Below are 16,387 nucleotides of genomic sequence, written 5' to 3' on the forward strand. Positions count from 1 at the left end.
CAGTTTTTTAATACGATGTAATACTTAGTTTTGTGTAAAAATTATAAGTATTATGTCAACAACAAACTCCCTTTCATTATCACACCGAATTTTATTTCTAAACACTTTAGCATTTACGGTGTGTTTCGCCTGCTGGACTCTTAATGGAGTTCTAGTAACGTACTTAGTAGATAACGGAATCTTTAAATGGGATGTAGTCCAAGTAGGGTGGCTTTTGGGAATTCCGATCTTGACTGGTTCAGTTATGCGTTTGCCAATTGGAATGCTGACCGATAAATTTGGAGGCAAATATGTATTCTCTCTTTTACTCCTGTTCTGTTCCATTCCATTATTCTTATTGCCTTATGCGGATAGTTTTTTCATGTTTGCATTATTGAGTTTTTTCTTTGGTCTGGTAGGAACCAGTTTTGCTGTTGGAATAGGCTTTACTTCTATCTGGTACCCAAAAGAATGGCAAGGAAGAGCCTTAGGTATTTTTGGAATGGGGAATGCTGGTGCAGCCATTACTACATTTATTGCTCCATCTTTATTAAATGAATTTTCAATAAATGACCCGCAAAATGGCTGGAAATTATTACCTGTCATATATGGAATTGCATTGGTCGCTATTGGTATTGTCTTTTTGATTTTTACCAAAAACAAAAAAATGGAGAGCCAGACAAAAAGTGTCCCACAAATGCTTCAGTCCCTAAAAAACACCAGAGTATGGAGATTTGGCGCCTATTATTTTTTAGTATTCGGATGCTTTGTTGCTTACTCGCAATGGTTACTTCCAAATTTTATGAATGTCTATCAAACGAGTCTTGTAATGGGCGGTATGTTTGCTACAATGTTTAGTTTGCCATCTGGTGTTATCCGGGCTTTTGGAGGATTTTTATCTGATAAATTTGGTGCGAGAAAAGTTATGTATTGGGTTTTGGGATCCTCAGTAATTCTAAGTGCATTATTAATGATTCCAAAAATGGATATTACCACATCTGGACCTGGTGTTATGGCTACCAAAAAAGGAATTATTACCGCCGTTTCTAATACACTTGTAAAAGTTGGCGAAAAAGAATTTCCTATCAATTTAAAAATAAATAAACCAATAGAAAACACAATATTCCCTACCCGCAATTCATGGCAGGAAGTGGTTGTGAGCCAAAATCAGGAAGTGAAGAAAAAAGAACTTATTGCAAAAGGAGTTACAGCTATTCATTTTAGTGCCAATATGTGGGTATACCTTATCCTTGTAATTCTAATTGGAATTTCATGGGGAATTGGCAAAGCTGCGGTCTACAAACACATCCCAGAGTATTTCCCTACCGAAGTAGGTGTTGTAGGCGGTATGGTAGGAATGATTGGAGGGCTTGGCGGTTTCTTTGGCCCCATCATTTTTGGATATTTATTGACAACCACAGGAATCTGGTCCAGCTCATGGATATTCATATTAATATTGTCAGTGGCCTGCTTAATCTGGATGCATATAACTGTAACCAAAATGATGAACGAAAAACAGCCTGTTCTATCTAAAGAAATTGATAGAAAAAAATAATACCTTTTTATATTACTCATGTATGACTGCTCTCCTAACCTCTAAATCTGGAGAGCAGTTTTTTTTAAAATTTCAATAGCAGTTCATATTATTATGAACAGCAATATAATTGACCAAAATTCTATACCAACCAAACAAACAACCAAAAGACTATGAAAAAACGCTTCACAAACTTAATTGCACTTTTGGTAATAGTTTTTGCTGTTACCAGTTTTAAAAGCCCAAACAACAATATTCCAATTACAAAAAGGAAAAATATAAATCCTCCAAAAACAAAAAAACTGCCTGTAGAAAAAGCCAATCTGACCATTGGTTTTATTAAGCTTACCGACATGGCTCCTTTAGCCATAGCAAAACACTTAGGCTATTTTGAAGAAGAAGGACTTATAGTAACCTTAGAAGCGCAAGCCAATTGGCGGGAAATCCTTGACAAAGTAATAGACAATCAGCTGGATGGAGCACAAATGCTGGCAGGACAGCCCATTGCTGCTGCTGTAGGCTGTGGACGTCAAGCGCAGCTGGTCACTTCGTATTCTATGGATTTAAATGGAAATGCTATTACAGTTTCTAACGACACCTGGAGCAAAATCAAAGACAGTATACCCTATGAATACGGAAAACCAGTTCATCCAATTCCATCATATGCCTTGAAACCTGTTTTAAATTTATATAAAAAAGCAAACAAACCTTTTACATTTGGTATTGTCGGGGCTTATTCGACCCATAACTACCAGTTGCGCTATTGGCTAGCTGCTGGAGGCATAAATCCAGGTTTTTACAGCAGCAGCAACATTCAGGGAAGTATTGGAAATAATGGTGCAGATGTTCAGCTGAATATTACTGCGCCTCCGCAGATGCCCGAAACACTAAAAACAGGCACCATCAATGGGTATTGTGTTGGAGAGCCCTGGAATCAGCAGGCTGTTGAAGAAAGCATTGGCGTACCAATAGTGACCAGCAAAGAAATATGGAAAAATCATCCTGAGAAAGTTTTTGTAATGACCAAAGAGTTTGTCTCCAAATATCCCAATACATCCATTGCTATAACAAAAGCATTAATAAAAGCTGGAAAATGGCTTGATAATCCTGAAAACCGGAATGAAGCTACCCGCATTTTATCTAAGTCGGCTTATGTAGATGGAAGCAAGCGGGTAATTGACAATTCTATGCTGGGCACTTTTGAATTTGAAAAAGGCGATGTAAGGGCTGTACCAGATTTCAATGTATTTTTCAGATACAATGCTACTTATCCTTATTATTCGGACGGAATTTGGTTTATGACTCAAATGAAACGATGGGGACAGATCGCAGAACCAAAAACGAATGAATGGTATATTAGCAAAATTCAGGAAGTTTATAAACCAGACATCTGGTTCCAGGCAGCAAAATTATTATTGGAGGAAGGATTTATTACCGAATCTGACATACCTGCAACTGATGGCTTTAAACCTGTTACTAACGAATTTATTGATGATATGCCGTATGATGGCAGAAAACCAGTTGAATATATTAATAGCTTTAAAATTGGCTTAAAAAACTAATTCATTCTCTTATAATCAAGAAAAAAATACCACCAGAAACAAACTTGCATTGTGTATGAGCCTGATCTATTTTTCGCAAATAAGTCAGGCTCTTTTTTGTGGCTGATTTGTAAAAAAATGCAGTATATATCCTCTGAAAAAGACAGCTGCGTGAGTGATGGCAGTGGAGCTCTTTTTTAGAGAGGCTTTTTGCCTCTCTAAAAAAAGCGGGAACGAACAGCACGACCCGACCTTTTTTGGAGGGGCACGCCCAAGGCTTAAAAAAGGAGACTTTATATATTTAAGGCAGTACTTATATTTTAAAAACTTATCAATTATTCTGCAATTGCGGTCAATTCTTGCAATAATTCAAAATATTGAACCTATTTTTAGCATTCTAATGATATTGGATTAAACATTGAAATAAAATTAATTTTATACGTATTAATACGTATTTATTACTTACTTTTGTTCATGTACAGTGTACATTACGATTCTTGGATGACTACTTTATAAATAAAGATATACATAATGCAAAACACAGAAATCAAAACTACTTGTTCCTATTGTGGTGTAGGATGCGGAATTATTGTAAAAAATGATTCTAAAAATGGAGTGACGGTTACAGGAGACAAAGACCATCCCGTGAACAGAGGAATGCTTTGTTCCAAAGGGATGAATTTACATTATGTTGTCAATGACACTTCGGACAGGATTATGTATCCCGAAATGAGATGGAGCAAATCGCACCCGAAAGAGAGAGTCAGCTGGGATACGGCCCTGGATCGTGCTGCAGCAGTTTTTTCATCTATTATAAAGAATCATGGACCAGACAGTGTTGGTTTTTATATCTCTGGACAATGCATGACTGAGGAATATTATTTAGTAAACAAACTGGTAAAAGGTTTTCTAAAAACAAACAATATAGACACTAACTCCAGACTCTGCATGAGCTCGGCAGTGGCTGGCTACAAAAAAACCTTTGGCGAAGATTCTGTGCCTATTGCGTATGCTGATATTGAACTGGCAGACACCTTTATGATTACTGGTGCGAATCCCGCATTTTGTCATCCCATTCTTTTTAGACGACTGGAGCAGCACAAAGAGAAAAATCCTAAAGTAAAAGTTATCGTTGTCGATCCACGAAAAACCGACTCGGCGCTTAATGCCGATTTGCATCTGCAGATTCTTCCCGGAACAGACATTGTATTGTACCATGCTATTGGGAAACGATTAATCGAAAAAGGATATACAGATTCGGATTTTGTAAAACACCATACCGAAAACTATCAGGCATATAAAGAGCTTGTGGCCGGCAGCTCGTATGAAAATGCATCCAAAGTATGTGGTATACCTGTAAATGATATTTACTTAGCTGCTGAAATGATTGGCAGAGCAAAAGGATTTATATCAATGTGGGCTATGGGATTGAACCAAAGTGCTATCGGGGTTGATAAAAATACTGCTTTGTTAAACCTTTCGTTAGTAACTGGACAAATAGGAAAACCAGGATCCGGACCTTTCTCTCTAACAGGACAGCCCAATGCCATGGGAGGACGCGAAGTGGGCGGCATGGCAAACCTGCTCGCGGTTCATAAAGAATTGAACAATCCAGACCATCGCAAAGAAGTAGCTGATTTTTGGGGAGTAGATTCGATCTCCGAGAAACCGGGACTAACAGCAACTGAAATGTTTGATGCCTTAGAATCTGGAAAAATGAAAGCAGTCTGGATTATCTGCACTAATCCAATGGTAAGCTTGCCAGATTCCCGCAGAGTTGAAAAAGCATTGGCAAATGCTAAATTTGTTGTTGTTCAAGACATTTCACATAATGCTGATACTGCAAAATTTGCCGATTTATTATTACCAGCAGCCGGCTGGCTGGAAAAGGAAGGAACAATGACCAACTCGGAGCGTCGTATTTCTTATCTGCCAAAAGGAATTAATCCTCCAGGAGAGGCTTTGCCGGATGTTGAGATTTTGCTCAATTTTGCTAAAAAAATGAAATTCTCAGGTTTCAATTTCGAAAATACCGAAGCTGTTTACAAAGAATACTGCTTAATGACAAAAGGCACCAGCATAGATGTTTCGTATTTAAATTATACAAGACTGAAAAACGAAGGAACCTTTCAATGGCCTGTTCCGGACTATGGACACTCAGGAACACCCCGCTTATTTTCGGACAAAAAGTTCTTTACGCCTTCGCAAAAAGCGATTTTCAATATTCCTGCTAATATCAAAAACACTTCCGAAGAACCCTCAGCATTATATCCATTCATATTGACAACAGGACGAATCCGTGATCAATGGCATACGATGACCAAGACAGGAAAAGTGTCTCGATTGATGACGCACACACCCAGCCCTGTTCTTGAAATCAATCCGATTGATGCTTATAAATCCCAAATCAAAAATGGTGATATTGTTGTAGTAACCAGTAAAAACGGAGAAGTACGTGTCAAAGCCAAATTAACTGATTCTATCAAAGAAGGGGTTTTGTTTTTGCCAATGCACTGGGGAAAACAATTGGACAATGATCTGAACAGAACTAATAACCTTACTAACACTATTGTAGATCCTGTTTCGAAAGAACCTGATTTTAAATATACTACCGTATCAGTAAAGAAATATGTAAAACCTTTCCAAAAAATTGCTGTGATCGGTGCTGGAGCTGCAGCGTTTCGTTTTATCCAGAATTATAGAGAAATTAATACTGTCGATGAAATTATTGTTTTCTCGAACGAGGAAAATCCATTTTACAATCGTGTATTATTGCCAGAATATGTTACCGCCGAATTGTCATGGGAGAGTCTTTTAAAAATAAAAGATGATGCTTTAGGACAATTAAACATTACAATGAAATCGGGGGTTGCTATCGAAAATGTTAATGCCACCGATAAAATCATAACCGACAGCCAAGGCAAAACGCATCAATTCGACACTTTGATAATGGCCACTGGAAGCCGTCCTTTCATTCCTGAAAATGCACAGCTCCATTTACCGGGACGTTTTACAATACGCAAGAAAAATGATGCTGACCGTTTAAAGAATTATTTAGATGGAACTAATTTGCCTGCCGAAGAACAGCACGTCGTAATTGTAGGCGGTGGTTTACTAGGACTGGAATTGGCAGCGGCTCTTAAACACAAAAAAGTCAAAATAACAATTATACAAAGAGCTTCCCGATTGATGGAACGCCAGCTGGATCGCATTTCCAGCAAATTATTGGCCGAAGAGGTACAGCAGCGGGATATTCAAATTTATTTTGACAACGAGGTGAGTACAGTTTTTGAAACCGATAATGCCAACGAACTGGAAATTGCCCTAAAAAGCGGACGGATCCTAACCGCCAATGCTATTGTTTACACTATTGGGACCATTCCAAATATAGAATTAGCAAAGGAAACTGGCCTTATTTGCGGTCGTGGTGTCAAAGTGAATCAATATTTACAAACTTCCAATCCAAATGTATTTGCGATAGGTGAAATCGCCGAGTTCAATAATCAATTATTCGGAATCACCTCTGCTGCCGAAGAACAGGCCGATATACTGGCCAATTTTATTGCAGGCGATATCAGCAGTTATTACAAAGGATCAGTATTGATGAATATTTTAAAACTGGAAGACATCAATCTTTGCAGTATTGGCGAAATCGAGGTACCCGAAAATGACGATGCATACGAAGAAATTATTTTTGCCGACTTAGGCAAACGCTATTATAAAAAATGTATCGTCAAGAATGATCTGCTGGTAGGTGCAATCCTGATGGGAGATAAAAATGAGTTTGCCGAATTCAAAACCATGATTGAAAGCAAAATTGAACTGGCCGACAAAAGAAATACTTTATTAAGAGGAAGCAGTTCTGAAGCCAAACCAGTAATAGGAAAACTGGTTTGTTCGTGCAGTCAGGTTGGCAGTGGCAACATTGAAGAATGCATCAAAAGCGGGGTAAATAATTTTACCGAATTATGCAAAACCACTGGCGCAGGGTTAGGCTGTGGCAGCTGTAAAACCGAAGTGAAAGAGATATTAGCGAAGTGTAAATAAGTTTATTGTTTGTTGTTAATAGTTCGTTGTGAGCAGCTATAAACAAAAAACTATAAACCATAAACCAAAAAAAAAATGGAATTAACGAGACTCATTGTAAAAGGTGGCGTAATTTCTCCGGGAGAATTGCGTGAGATTGTAAATATGGGGTTAGAACAAGGTTTGGATGCCATCTCTTTTGGATCAAGACAAGACATCATATTCCCAAAAGGATTCCAAAATAATAATCCCGAAAAAATAGGAAAGCATCATTTTGTATATCCTAATGAAAAAAGCGGCAACAACATAGTATCTTCCTATGTATCTACAGATATTTTGAGCAATACCCCCTGGCTTACCGGAAATAAATTCCTTTACATCCTGGAGCAATTCAAGGAACAGCCAAAGCTGAAAGTCAATATAACCGATCCAAAACAACAGCTCGTTCCACTCTTTACAGGACATATCAACTTTATAGCTTCGCATCATGAAGACTATTGGTTCTTGTATATCCGCTTGCCAAAATGGGACAAAATGGAGCTTTTCCCAGTATTGATTTACAGCTGGGATATCGGTAAGATTTATTATGAAATAGAGAAAATCCTTCAGGAAGAACCCGATTCTATTGACATGATTTTTCAGCTTGTCAGCGATTTAGATACCAATAATAGAACCATCGATTTACCATTAAACATACCGTTTTATCCATTCCCATATTACGAAGGAATGAACAGGATGGGTATCGACCAATACTGGCTTGGACTATATTGGCGCAACAACTTATATGATCTTCAGTTCCTGAAAGAAATGTGTGATTTGTGTTTTGACTGCAAAATCGGAAAAATATGTATCACTCCCTGGAAATCTTTCATTGTAAAAGGAATCCCAAAAGACCGTAAACTCGATTGGGAAAAATTTCTTGGCAAGAAAGGAATCAATGTGCGCCACTCACTTCTTGAACTCAACTGGCATTTACCAGTAGCGATGGAATGGGCATTAAATCTCAAAACCTTTCTAGTGCGTACACTTGACCAGTTCGACATCAGCACTTATGGGCTTACCTTTGGGTTATCCGATTATAACCGTGACGGACATTATTTCACATCAATTGTAATCGAAAAAAACGATCCGCCGAAAGACCTCGAATTAATTAAAATACGTGATACCTTCAATGTGCTGCATGCCAAAAATTTCGATCCAAACACTAAGGAATATATTGTTCATGCCCAAGATGTTGATAAATTGGAATTGCCTAATATCCTCATTGAATTGAGCAAAAAATATTTTGAAGAATTAGGAACCAGCGTACTCGAATTTCAAAATGCCAAAGCAAAAAAAGAAACCAGAACACAAGACATCCATCAATGCCAGGAGTGCTTGACCGTTTATAATTCAGAATACGGAGACATCATTCGAGGTATCGAAAAAGGAACACTCTTCAAAGATCTCCCAGAGGATTATTGCTGTTCACTTTGCGATGCCCCAAAAATTAATTTTATACAACTGACAGAAGCCAAGGTATAATTAAAAATATCATGACGAGCCACCATCCCGATAAAGGGCAAACATTCTTTGTACATGCAAGCTCTTTTATCGGTCTGCCGTCTGGCTATACCCTCCGCCACCGCGAATCGCTTCTGTCCTTCTTGCGAAACAGCACGTTATTACAAAAACTGGCTTCTATTTTTCATATACATAAAAATCCTCCTGCAAGTATCCAATACTTAAAACCTGCATAATTAATTAGTAAAAATTAATATGAACAATAATTCATAACATACATAAAGCTAAAAGACCTTTTTAACTGCAATAAGCAGGAATAAACTATTAAGCATCCAAAAATATAAAAGTATCAAAAACACAATTTACTGATCAGCCTTCTTTATCTTTGTGCAAACAAAATCAATCCTGAAATTTTTCTTTTATAGCATTTAAAATTAAATAGTTTCAGGAATATAATATTGACAAAAATGACAAGAATTGCTTTAATAACAGGTGCAACTTCAGGCATTGGAAGAGCCACAGCAATTAAATTTGCCGAAAATGGGTATAATTTAATATTATGCGGACGCCGTACCGAAAAACTGGAAGAATTGAAAAACACATTATCATCGACTGTAAAAATCCACACTTTGATATTTGATGTCCGGGAAAGAAAAGAAGTCGAATTAAAGCTTAGTTCATTGCCTGAAGAATGGAAAAATATTGACATTTTGGTAAATAATGCAGGAAATGCTCATGGACTCTCTTCTATCGATAATGGTGACATTGACGATTGGGATGCCATGATTGACGGAAACGTAAAAGGGTTATTATATGTTTCTAAAGCAATAATTCCACAGATGGTTGAAAGAAAAAAAGGCCATATTATTAATTTAAGTTCGGTAGCTGGAAAACAGACCTACGCAAATGGTGCTGTCTATTGTGCTTCAAAAAAAGCAGTAGAAGCAATTAGCGAAGGAATGCGCCTCGACCTGACCGAGCATGGTATTAAAGTTACAAATATAGCTCCAGGAGCTGTGGCAACTGAATTTTCGGAAGTCAGGTTTAAAGGAGATAAAGAAAAAGCTCAAAAAGTCTATGAAGGCTACGAACCCTTATTACCGGAAGATGTAGCGGATGTCATATTTTATGCTGTGAACGCTCCCAATAGAGTTACCATCGCTGATGTAACAATGTATTCCAAATCACAATCGGCACCTACTACTATTTACAAAAAGTAAATTTTAAGGAAATTGTCAAAATGAAAAAAACACAATAATTTCAAATAATTTTATAACAGTAAAATCCGTTTTTTAAGTCATTTTTACATAAAAGAAATTTTTATGAAAAAATTGATTATCCTTTTTGCAATTATTGCATTCACGTATTCATCCTGCAAAGATGCAAATGAAAACAAAGCTAAAAAAACAGCTGTTACAAAAACAATTCCTGCAAGAAAAGAACCCAAATCCGTTTCCTACACCCTAGAAAACACAAAAGAATGGCTTAAAAAAAAACAAAGCGAAGCCAATTTAGAAATTGCTCAGGCTGTAAATAGAACCGACAAGAAAAACTTTATCAAGATGGATTCTGTCGTTATTCCAACAGATCTAAGTGGTGACATTGTTTACTACATGCATTTTCCTTTACAAGTAGAATCATTGCAAAGAGCCGACAAGATTATTTTGTTTTCATATCCTGCGCAAACTTTTGCAGCTTATGAAAATGGCATCTTAATGCGTAGTGGTCCAACCAATATGGGGCGTAAAAAAGATCCAACGCCAACCGGATTATTTTTTACGAATTGGAAAGCCGAAGAAACTACAAGCACATTCAATGATGAGTGGGAATTAAAGTGGAATTTCAACATTGAAAATAAAAAAGGGGTTGGATTCCATCAATATGAATTGCCTGGGTATCCGGCATCACACTCTTGCTTGAGGCTTGAAGAAAAAGATGCCAGGTTTTTATATAATTGGGCAGATCAATGGGTACTGGAAGACGATGAAAATGTAAAATTCAAAGGAACACCAGTAATTGTTTTTGGAAGCTACGATTATGACGCTCCTAAACCTTGGCTGCAGCTCATCAAAAATCCACAAGGATTGGATATTTCCGAAAGCAAAATTGAAGAAATAATAAAACCTTATATGAATACTATCATATCAGAGCAGGAAAAAAGAAAGAAATCAAAATAATAAAAGAGCTGCTTAAACATGTCAGGCAACTCTTTTATAATTTCTTTTGAACTATCTTAACTGTGCAGTATCAACTCTTGACGGTGTATCTTTTCCGCTGATAATGGAAGAAGAACTTAAAGCTATAGATTTAATAATTTCGGTCATATTGGCAATATCCAATGTCTCAAATTCATCATCAGCAGTGTGATAAAAGGGCTCATTATCCATTTTTGAAGTCGAAATAGTATGTGCAGGCACTCCCAATTTGGCCAGAGTTGCATTATCGGAACGGTAAAACAGCTCCTGTTCCGGGTACGGATCCGGATAAAACTTAAAAGTCGTTTTCTCTAAATTTTTCTGCAGAATCTTTCCAAAATCAGATTTTTCAAAACCTGTTATATAAGCTGAATTTTTCCCCCATTTGGATTCAGTTCCAATCATTTCTAAATTGAACATCGCAATTACTTTATCTGCAGGAAGCTGTTTTGAGAAATATTTAGCACCAAAACCGCCTAATTCTTCAGCTGTAAAAGTGGTAAAAATAATAGTGCGTTCGTTGTTATTCAGTTTTTTAAAATAATTAGCCAGCATAATCACAGCTGTACTTCCCGCAGCATCATCATTGGCACCATTGTAAATAGAATCATTAGCAGGGTGCGGCGCGCCTTCTTCAGGTGACCCCACTCCAAGATGATCGTAATGTCCGGAAAAAATAACATATTCATTTGGCTTGCTTTTGCCTGGCAATATACCAACTACATTATTCAGCGTTTTTTTAGATATAGTATTGGCTAATTCAACTGAAAAAGCGTTTGCTTCATTAACTCCAAAAACAAACAGAACAGTATTGGTTCCAGGTTCAGAAGTGATTCTGTCAATATGCTGAATATTTGGCAACACATTATTAAAGGAAGCATCAACTAATACCAGATAACTCTTTGAACTCTTGTAATAGTCATTGAATTTCTTTCCTAGATTATCTCCTTTACTGATTTTTACAACAGCTATATCGCTTTTCTCGGTCAAAGAAACCTGTGGCTGATAAGAGAAAGTAACTACTTGATTGTTGTCAATTTCTTTTCCGTCTATAATTATTTTGGAAGAAATCGCTTTTGAAACGGTCATCGAAAATTCCTGTCTAAAATTGGCCGCTCCCATAAACGGTTTTAGTCCCGCTTTTTTGAATTCTGATTCTATAAAAGCTGATGCTTTATCAATTCCGGGAGTAAAAGTTCTCCTTCCCTGCATATCATCTGCCGAAAGCACTTTTTCAATACGGGAAACTTCATTGGAAGTGATTATCTTATCAATCGACTGTCCATGAACACTAAAACACAGACCTAAAACAAATATACCTGCAATACTTTTTTTCATATTTCTATTTTATAAACAACAACTAAGTTAGACCAAAAGTATGCTATTTATTTGTAAAATAATACTGCAATTGGGATTTTTGAATTAAAAAACAAGTAAAAAACCAAAATCCTTAAGAATACTTCAAAAAAACTAAATTACACCCCAATAAAAGGAGGAAGCAGAGCAACTGTATCGTTATTTTTTAAGATCTGATTCGAAAATTTATCAATGATCTTTTGGTTAACTGCTACACTGAAAGGAAACTGCCTGAGTTCGTATTTTTTTTCCAGCTCACCCAATAATCTGCTTAACGGTAAATCCGTAAAATCAATTTTTTCACCACGGCGTCTTGTCCGCGCAGCAAGAGCGCCAAAATACTTTATCCTAATCATATCATTTCATCAAGATTCTGCAATATAAATTCCTCTTCCAAAAAAGAATCAAAAACCATTTCCTTTTCAATATACGAAGTTAGTTTTGATGCATTTTTAACCACTTCACCAATTACGATAATCGCCGGAGAAGCGATTTCGTTCTCTTTTACTAATGCTGTAATTGTACTGATAGTTCCAATTACTTTCTTTTGAGTTGTTTTGGTACCGTTTTGTATAATTGCAATAGGCAGATCATCGGTTCTATTGTTTTGGTACAAAGTGACAATCTCATCCAGTTTATTCATACCCATCAAAATGACAACCGTAGCCGAAGATTGTGAAGCCAGAGCCACATCTTTGGATAATTTATGTTCTGAAGTAGTTCCGGTAATTACCCAGAAACTTTCGGCAACTTTTCTTTGCGTCAGACTGATACCATTAGAAGCAGGCACTCCCATTGCTGATGAAATTCCAGGAACAACTGCTGTCTCAATTCCAAATTGACTGGCAAAATCAATTTCCTCGCTTCCTCTTCCAAAAACAAAAGGATCACCCCCTTTTAAACGGACTACATGCCCTTTACTTTTGGCCATAGAAACGATTAGATCGTTAATCTGATCCTGACTGTAGGCGTGGCATCCAAAACGTTTTCCAACAAATATAATTTCAGCCTGCGGAGCATACTGCAGCAGCTCTTCATTAACCAATGCATCGTACAAAACAACATCGGCACTTTCTAATGCTTTAACTGCCTTTAGTGTAATCAGTTCTACATCTCCAGGCCCTGCTCCTACTATTGTTAATTTTGGTTTATCTGCCGTTTTCATGATTCAAAGTATAAGTTCAACTTCTGATTAACTACGTATAAATACTTATACAAATGTAAGTATTAAAAATAGCGCTTAAACAAAATCTGCTCTTTATTTTCCGAAAAACATTTACTTTTAACTATTTGACAAAAAATGACCTGCAAAAAAGACAATATTCTTTTCAAAGTATTACATATTTGCAAAATTCATTACACCGTAAAATACAAAGAGAGGCTTACCAAAATCTACGGCAGCCTCTCTTTCTATTTTTAATAAGATTATTATCTAAAATCGTTTAATGCTCTCTCGATGATAGCAAGACATTCGTGGATTTGATCTTCTGTAATTACTAATGGCGGTGCAAAACGTATTTTATTTCCGTGAGTTGGTTTTGCCAATAATCCGTAATCTCTGAAACGAAGGCAGATATCCCAAGCCAGATCAGAATCTTCACTGCTGTTAATCACAATCGCATTAAGCAGTCCTTTGCCTCGAACTAATTCTATTAATGGATTACGCTCTGCTATTTCATTCAATCCTTTTCTTAAAATCAAACCTAATTTTTGTGCATTTTCAGATAAATTTTCTTCACGAACCACTTCTAGAGCGGCAACTGCAACAGCCGCTGCAATTGGATTTCCTCCAAAAGTAGATCCATGCTGTCCCGGCTTGATAACATCCATTATCGCATTATTGGCCAAAACCGCCGATACCGGATAAACACCGCCCGAGATAGCTTTACCTAAAATCAAAATATCCGGCTGTACATCTTCATGATGCACTGCCAGTAATTTACCTGTTCTCGCAATTCCTGTCTGAACTTCATCAGCAATAAATAATACATTATGCGCTTCGCAAAGCGCTTTGGCTTTTGCCAGAAAACCTTCGCTTGGAACATAAACTCCGGCTTCTCCCTGAATAGGCTCTACCAGAAAACCAGCAATATTTGCAGATGATTTCAATGCTTTTTCTAGAGCCTCAATGTCATCATACGGTATTTTTATAAAACCTTCGGTAAAAGGTCCGAAAGATTTTCTTGCGCTTTCATCATTCGAAAAAGAAATAATAGTAGTTGTTCTTCCGTGAAAATTTCCTTCGCATACAATAACCTGAGCCTGATTTTCGGGAATTCCTTTTACTTCATAAGACCATTTTCTGCACAATTTCAAAGCAGTTTCCACAGCCTCGGCTCCAGTGTTCATTGGAAGCACTTTATCAAAACCAAAATATCTGGTTACATACTCTTCATAAACACCCAATTGGTCATTATAAAAAGCACGCGATGTCAATGTCAGTTTCTGTGCCTGTTCAACCATTGCTCCAACTATTTTTGGATGACAATGGCCTTGATTTACTGCAGAATAAGCAGATAAGAAATCAAAATATTTTTTTCCGTCAACATCCCATACAAAAACACCTTCGCCTTTTTCCAGAACAACCGGTAACGGATGATAATTATGTGCGCCGTATTTATTCTCTTTTTCAATTAAAACTTCCGATTTTAAAGAAAGTGATTGTGCTGTATGTTCCATCATCTAAAATTTTATAAAATATTCATACAAAAGTAACAAATGTTTTTTATTAGCCAAATAAAAAGCTAAATTTGACTTTTATAAGATCATTTTTAAAAAATAAATATTTATTTGTAACAAAAATAAGTCATGTTGTTATTTTAACGCATCCCGAGACACACAGCGGAAAAAACACATAAAAAACAATTACTTTTATCCCAAATAAAAGTGATTTTAACTTTAAAAAAGGAAAATATGGACATTTTAGATGAATTTGACATCAATATCATAAAAGAATTGGAAAAAGACGGAAGAATGGCTTTTTCCTCAATAGCTAATAATCTCAAGATTTCAAATACTATGGTGCACCAGCGCATCAACCGGTTAATAGAACAGGGAATAATATCTGGAATCAGACCTGTTTTGAACGAAAAAAAGATAGGATACGACTGGGGAACTTTTACCGGAATCACTCTGAAGAAAGATCAGGATTCTGAAAAAGTTATAGAAGCCCTAAAACTGATTCCAGAAATAACCGAATGTTATTACATCACGGGTACTTTTACACTTTACATAAGAATGATTGCCAAAGACCATGAACACATGAGACGGCTGCTTTATGAAAAAATCGACTCTATTCCCGGCATTTCAAAAACAGAATCGTTAATTGAGCTCGGCTGTGCCTTTAAACGGAACATCAGTTTATAATCTAAATACAGCAAAAATTACATTATTTTATTATCCTAAACCTTGAACGAAGTATTTATTCAAGGTTTTTTTTATAACAATTATTTAATGATATTTGTAAAAAAATAACACTATGAAAAACTTACATTTTATTTTTTTTGCAATGTTTATAACTGCAGTTCAAGGATTTGGACAATTAAAGCCAGTACAATACAAAGATGGAAATCAGATATTAAATGGTTTTAAAATTACTCCTGCCAAAAAAAGCAGTCAAAAACCTGGTATACTGATTTTACCAGCTTGGAAAGGAATTGACAAACTGTCTAAAGACACTGCAGAGAGCCTTTCAAAATTAGGATATTATGCATTTGTAGCCGATATATATGGCGAAGGGAATTATCCAAATGACAATAACGAAGCTGGCAAAATTGCTGGATTTTACAAAAAAGATTTTACCGCTTATCAAAAGAGAATCTCATTGGCATTAGAACAATTAATTGCAGCGGGAGCCAATCCAGACAATATTGTAGTTATTGGCTATTGTTTTGGCGGTACTGGAGCTCTTGAAGCTGTTCGTGGCCATCTGAATGTAAAAGGAGCGGTCTCTTTTCATGGCGGTTTAGGCAAAGACACCTCTAGACCAGCAGAACCTATTACTGCCAAAGTACTGATCTGCCATGGTGCAGATGATACTTATGTACCAAATGATGAGGTTTTGAGCTTCCAAAAAGAGATGAGAGATTCAAAAGCCGACTGGCAAATGATTTATTATGCCAATGCAGTTCATTCCTTTACCAATCCTGAGTCGGGTACAGATAATTCAAAAGGTGCCGCTTACAATGAAAAAGCTGCCAAAAGATCTTTTGAGCATTTCCAGCTTTTCCTGAATGAAGTATTGAAAAAATAAC

At 36.5% G+C, this 16,387-nt stretch carries 12 protein-coding genes; 8 read left to right on the top strand and 4 right to left on the bottom strand.

All coding sequences use genetic code 11. The features are described from left to right. The first annotated feature begins 52 nt into the window (after positions 1-52). From ABEG11_RS04085 to ABEG11_RS04110, 6 genes are all read left to right on the top strand, one after another. A complete protein-coding gene (locus ABEG11_RS04085) occupies positions 53-1,534 on the top strand; it encodes an MFS transporter (protein WP_348822925.1) in 1,482 nt (493 codons plus the stop codon). A gap of 152 nt (positions 1,535-1,686) precedes the next feature. Next, on the top strand, positions 1,687-3,075 hold the full coding sequence (locus ABEG11_RS04090) for a CmpA/NrtA family ABC transporter substrate-binding protein (RefSeq protein ID WP_348822926.1): 1,389 nt from the start codon (positions 1,687-1,689) through the stop codon (positions 3,073-3,075). A 510-nt stretch (positions 3,076-3,585) separates the two neighbouring features. Next, positions 3,586-7,101: a molybdopterin-dependent oxidoreductase gene (locus ABEG11_RS04095; protein ID WP_348822927.1), complete on the top strand. Its 3,516-nt coding sequence runs from the start codon at positions 3,586-3,588 to the stop codon at positions 7,099-7,101. Between the two features lie 75 nt (positions 7,102-7,176). Beyond that, positions 7,177-8,604 carry a rubredoxin gene (locus ABEG11_RS04100; RefSeq protein ID WP_348822928.1) on the top strand — a complete coding sequence of 476 codons (1,428 nt, stop codon included), beginning with the start codon at positions 7,177-7,179 and terminating at the stop codon, positions 8,602-8,604. Between the two features lie 446 nt (positions 8,605-9,050). Further along, a complete protein-coding gene (locus tag ABEG11_RS04105; protein WP_348822929.1) occupies positions 9,051-9,803 on the top strand; it encodes an SDR family NAD(P)-dependent oxidoreductase in 753 nt (250 codons plus the stop codon). Positions 9,804-9,905: 102 nt separating this feature from the next. After that, positions 9,906-10,760: a L,D-transpeptidase gene (locus ABEG11_RS04110; protein WP_348822930.1), complete on the top strand. Its 855-nt coding sequence runs from the start codon at positions 9,906-9,908 to the stop codon at positions 10,758-10,760. A gap of 51 nt (positions 10,761-10,811) precedes the next feature. Here ABEG11_RS04110 and ABEG11_RS04115 read toward each other — a convergent pair whose 3' ends face one another. The 4 genes from ABEG11_RS04115 to rocD form a co-directional block, all read right to left on the bottom strand. Next, positions 10,812-12,116: a M28 family metallopeptidase gene (locus ABEG11_RS04115; protein ID WP_348822931.1), complete on the bottom strand. Its 1,305-nt coding sequence runs from the start codon at positions 12,114-12,116 to the stop codon at positions 10,812-10,814. A gap of 137 nt (positions 12,117-12,253) precedes the next feature. After that, on the bottom strand, positions 12,254-12,490 hold the full coding sequence (locus ABEG11_RS04120; RefSeq protein ID WP_348822932.1) for a MoaD/ThiS family protein: 237 nt from the start codon (positions 12,488-12,490) through the stop codon (positions 12,254-12,256). Continuing rightward, positions 12,487-13,299: a uroporphyrinogen-III C-methyltransferase gene (gene cobA / locus ABEG11_RS04125; protein ID WP_348822933.1), complete on the bottom strand. Its 813-nt coding sequence runs from the start codon at positions 13,297-13,299 to the stop codon at positions 12,487-12,489. Before cobA ends, ABEG11_RS04120 begins: the two co-directional genes overlap by 4 nt. A gap of 263 nt (positions 13,300-13,562) precedes the next feature. Continuing rightward, a complete protein-coding gene (gene rocD, locus ABEG11_RS04130) occupies positions 13,563-14,813 on the bottom strand; it encodes an ornithine--oxo-acid transaminase (protein ID WP_348823114.1) in 1,251 nt (416 codons plus the stop codon). 234 nt (positions 14,814-15,047) lie between these two features. Between rocD and ABEG11_RS04135 the strand changes: the two genes are divergently transcribed. Beyond that, entirely contained in the window at positions 15,048-15,500 is a 453-nt protein-coding gene (locus tag ABEG11_RS04135; protein ID WP_348822934.1) for an Lrp/AsnC family transcriptional regulator, read from the top strand. A 112-nt stretch (positions 15,501-15,612) separates the two neighbouring features. Then, positions 15,613-16,386 (top strand): dienelactone hydrolase family protein, encoded by a 774-nt coding sequence (locus ABEG11_RS04140; protein WP_348822935.1) that lies wholly within the window; start codon positions 15,613-15,615, stop codon positions 16,384-16,386. The last annotated feature ends 1 nt before the right edge of the window (position 16,387 follow it).

This window comes from Flavobacterium aestuarii (genome assembly GCF_040049115.1).
In the GTDB taxonomy this organism is placed as follows: Bacteria; Bacteroidota; Bacteroidia; order Flavobacteriales; family Flavobacteriaceae; genus Flavobacterium; species Flavobacterium aestuarii.

Bases quoted from the DNA above. Each gene is read 5' to 3' on its own strand.
- ABEG11_RS04100 (WP_348822928.1), top strand. From the start codon at position 7,177: ATGGAATTAACGAGACTCATTGTAAAAGGTGGCGTAATTTCTCCGGGA.
- rocD (WP_348823114.1), bottom strand. From the start codon at position 14,813: ATGGAACATACAGCACAATCACTTTCTTTAAAATCGGAAGTTTTAATT.
- ABEG11_RS04115 (WP_348822931.1), bottom strand. From the start codon at position 12,116: ATGAAAAAAAGTATTGCAGGTATATTTGTTTTAGGTCTGTGTTTTAGT.
- ABEG11_RS04095 (WP_348822927.1), top strand. From the start codon at position 3,586: ATGCAAAACACAGAAATCAAAACTACTTGTTCCTATTGTGGTGTAGGA.
- ABEG11_RS04090 (WP_348822926.1), top strand. From the start codon at position 1,687: ATGAAAAAACGCTTCACAAACTTAATTGCACTTTTGGTAATAGTTTTT.
- ABEG11_RS04105 (WP_348822929.1), top strand. From the start codon at position 9,051: ATGACAAGAATTGCTTTAATAACAGGTGCAACTTCAGGCATTGGAAGA.
- cobA (WP_348822933.1), bottom strand. From the start codon at position 13,299: ATGAAAACGGCAGATAAACCAAAATTAACAATAGTAGGAGCAGGGCCT.
- ABEG11_RS04085 (WP_348822925.1), top strand. From the start codon at position 53: ATGTCAACAACAAACTCCCTTTCATTATCACACCGAATTTTATTTCTA.
- ABEG11_RS04110 (WP_348822930.1), top strand. From the start codon at position 9,906: ATGAAAAAATTGATTATCCTTTTTGCAATTATTGCATTCACGTATTCA.
- ABEG11_RS04140 (WP_348822935.1), top strand. From the start codon at position 15,613: ATGAAAAACTTACATTTTATTTTTTTTGCAATGTTTATAACTGCAGTT.
- ABEG11_RS04120 (WP_348822932.1), bottom strand. From the start codon at position 12,490: ATGATTAGGATAAAGTATTTTGGCGCTCTTGCTGCGCGGACAAGACGC.
- ABEG11_RS04135 (WP_348822934.1), top strand. From the start codon at position 15,048: ATGGACATTTTAGATGAATTTGACATCAATATCATAAAAGAATTGGAA.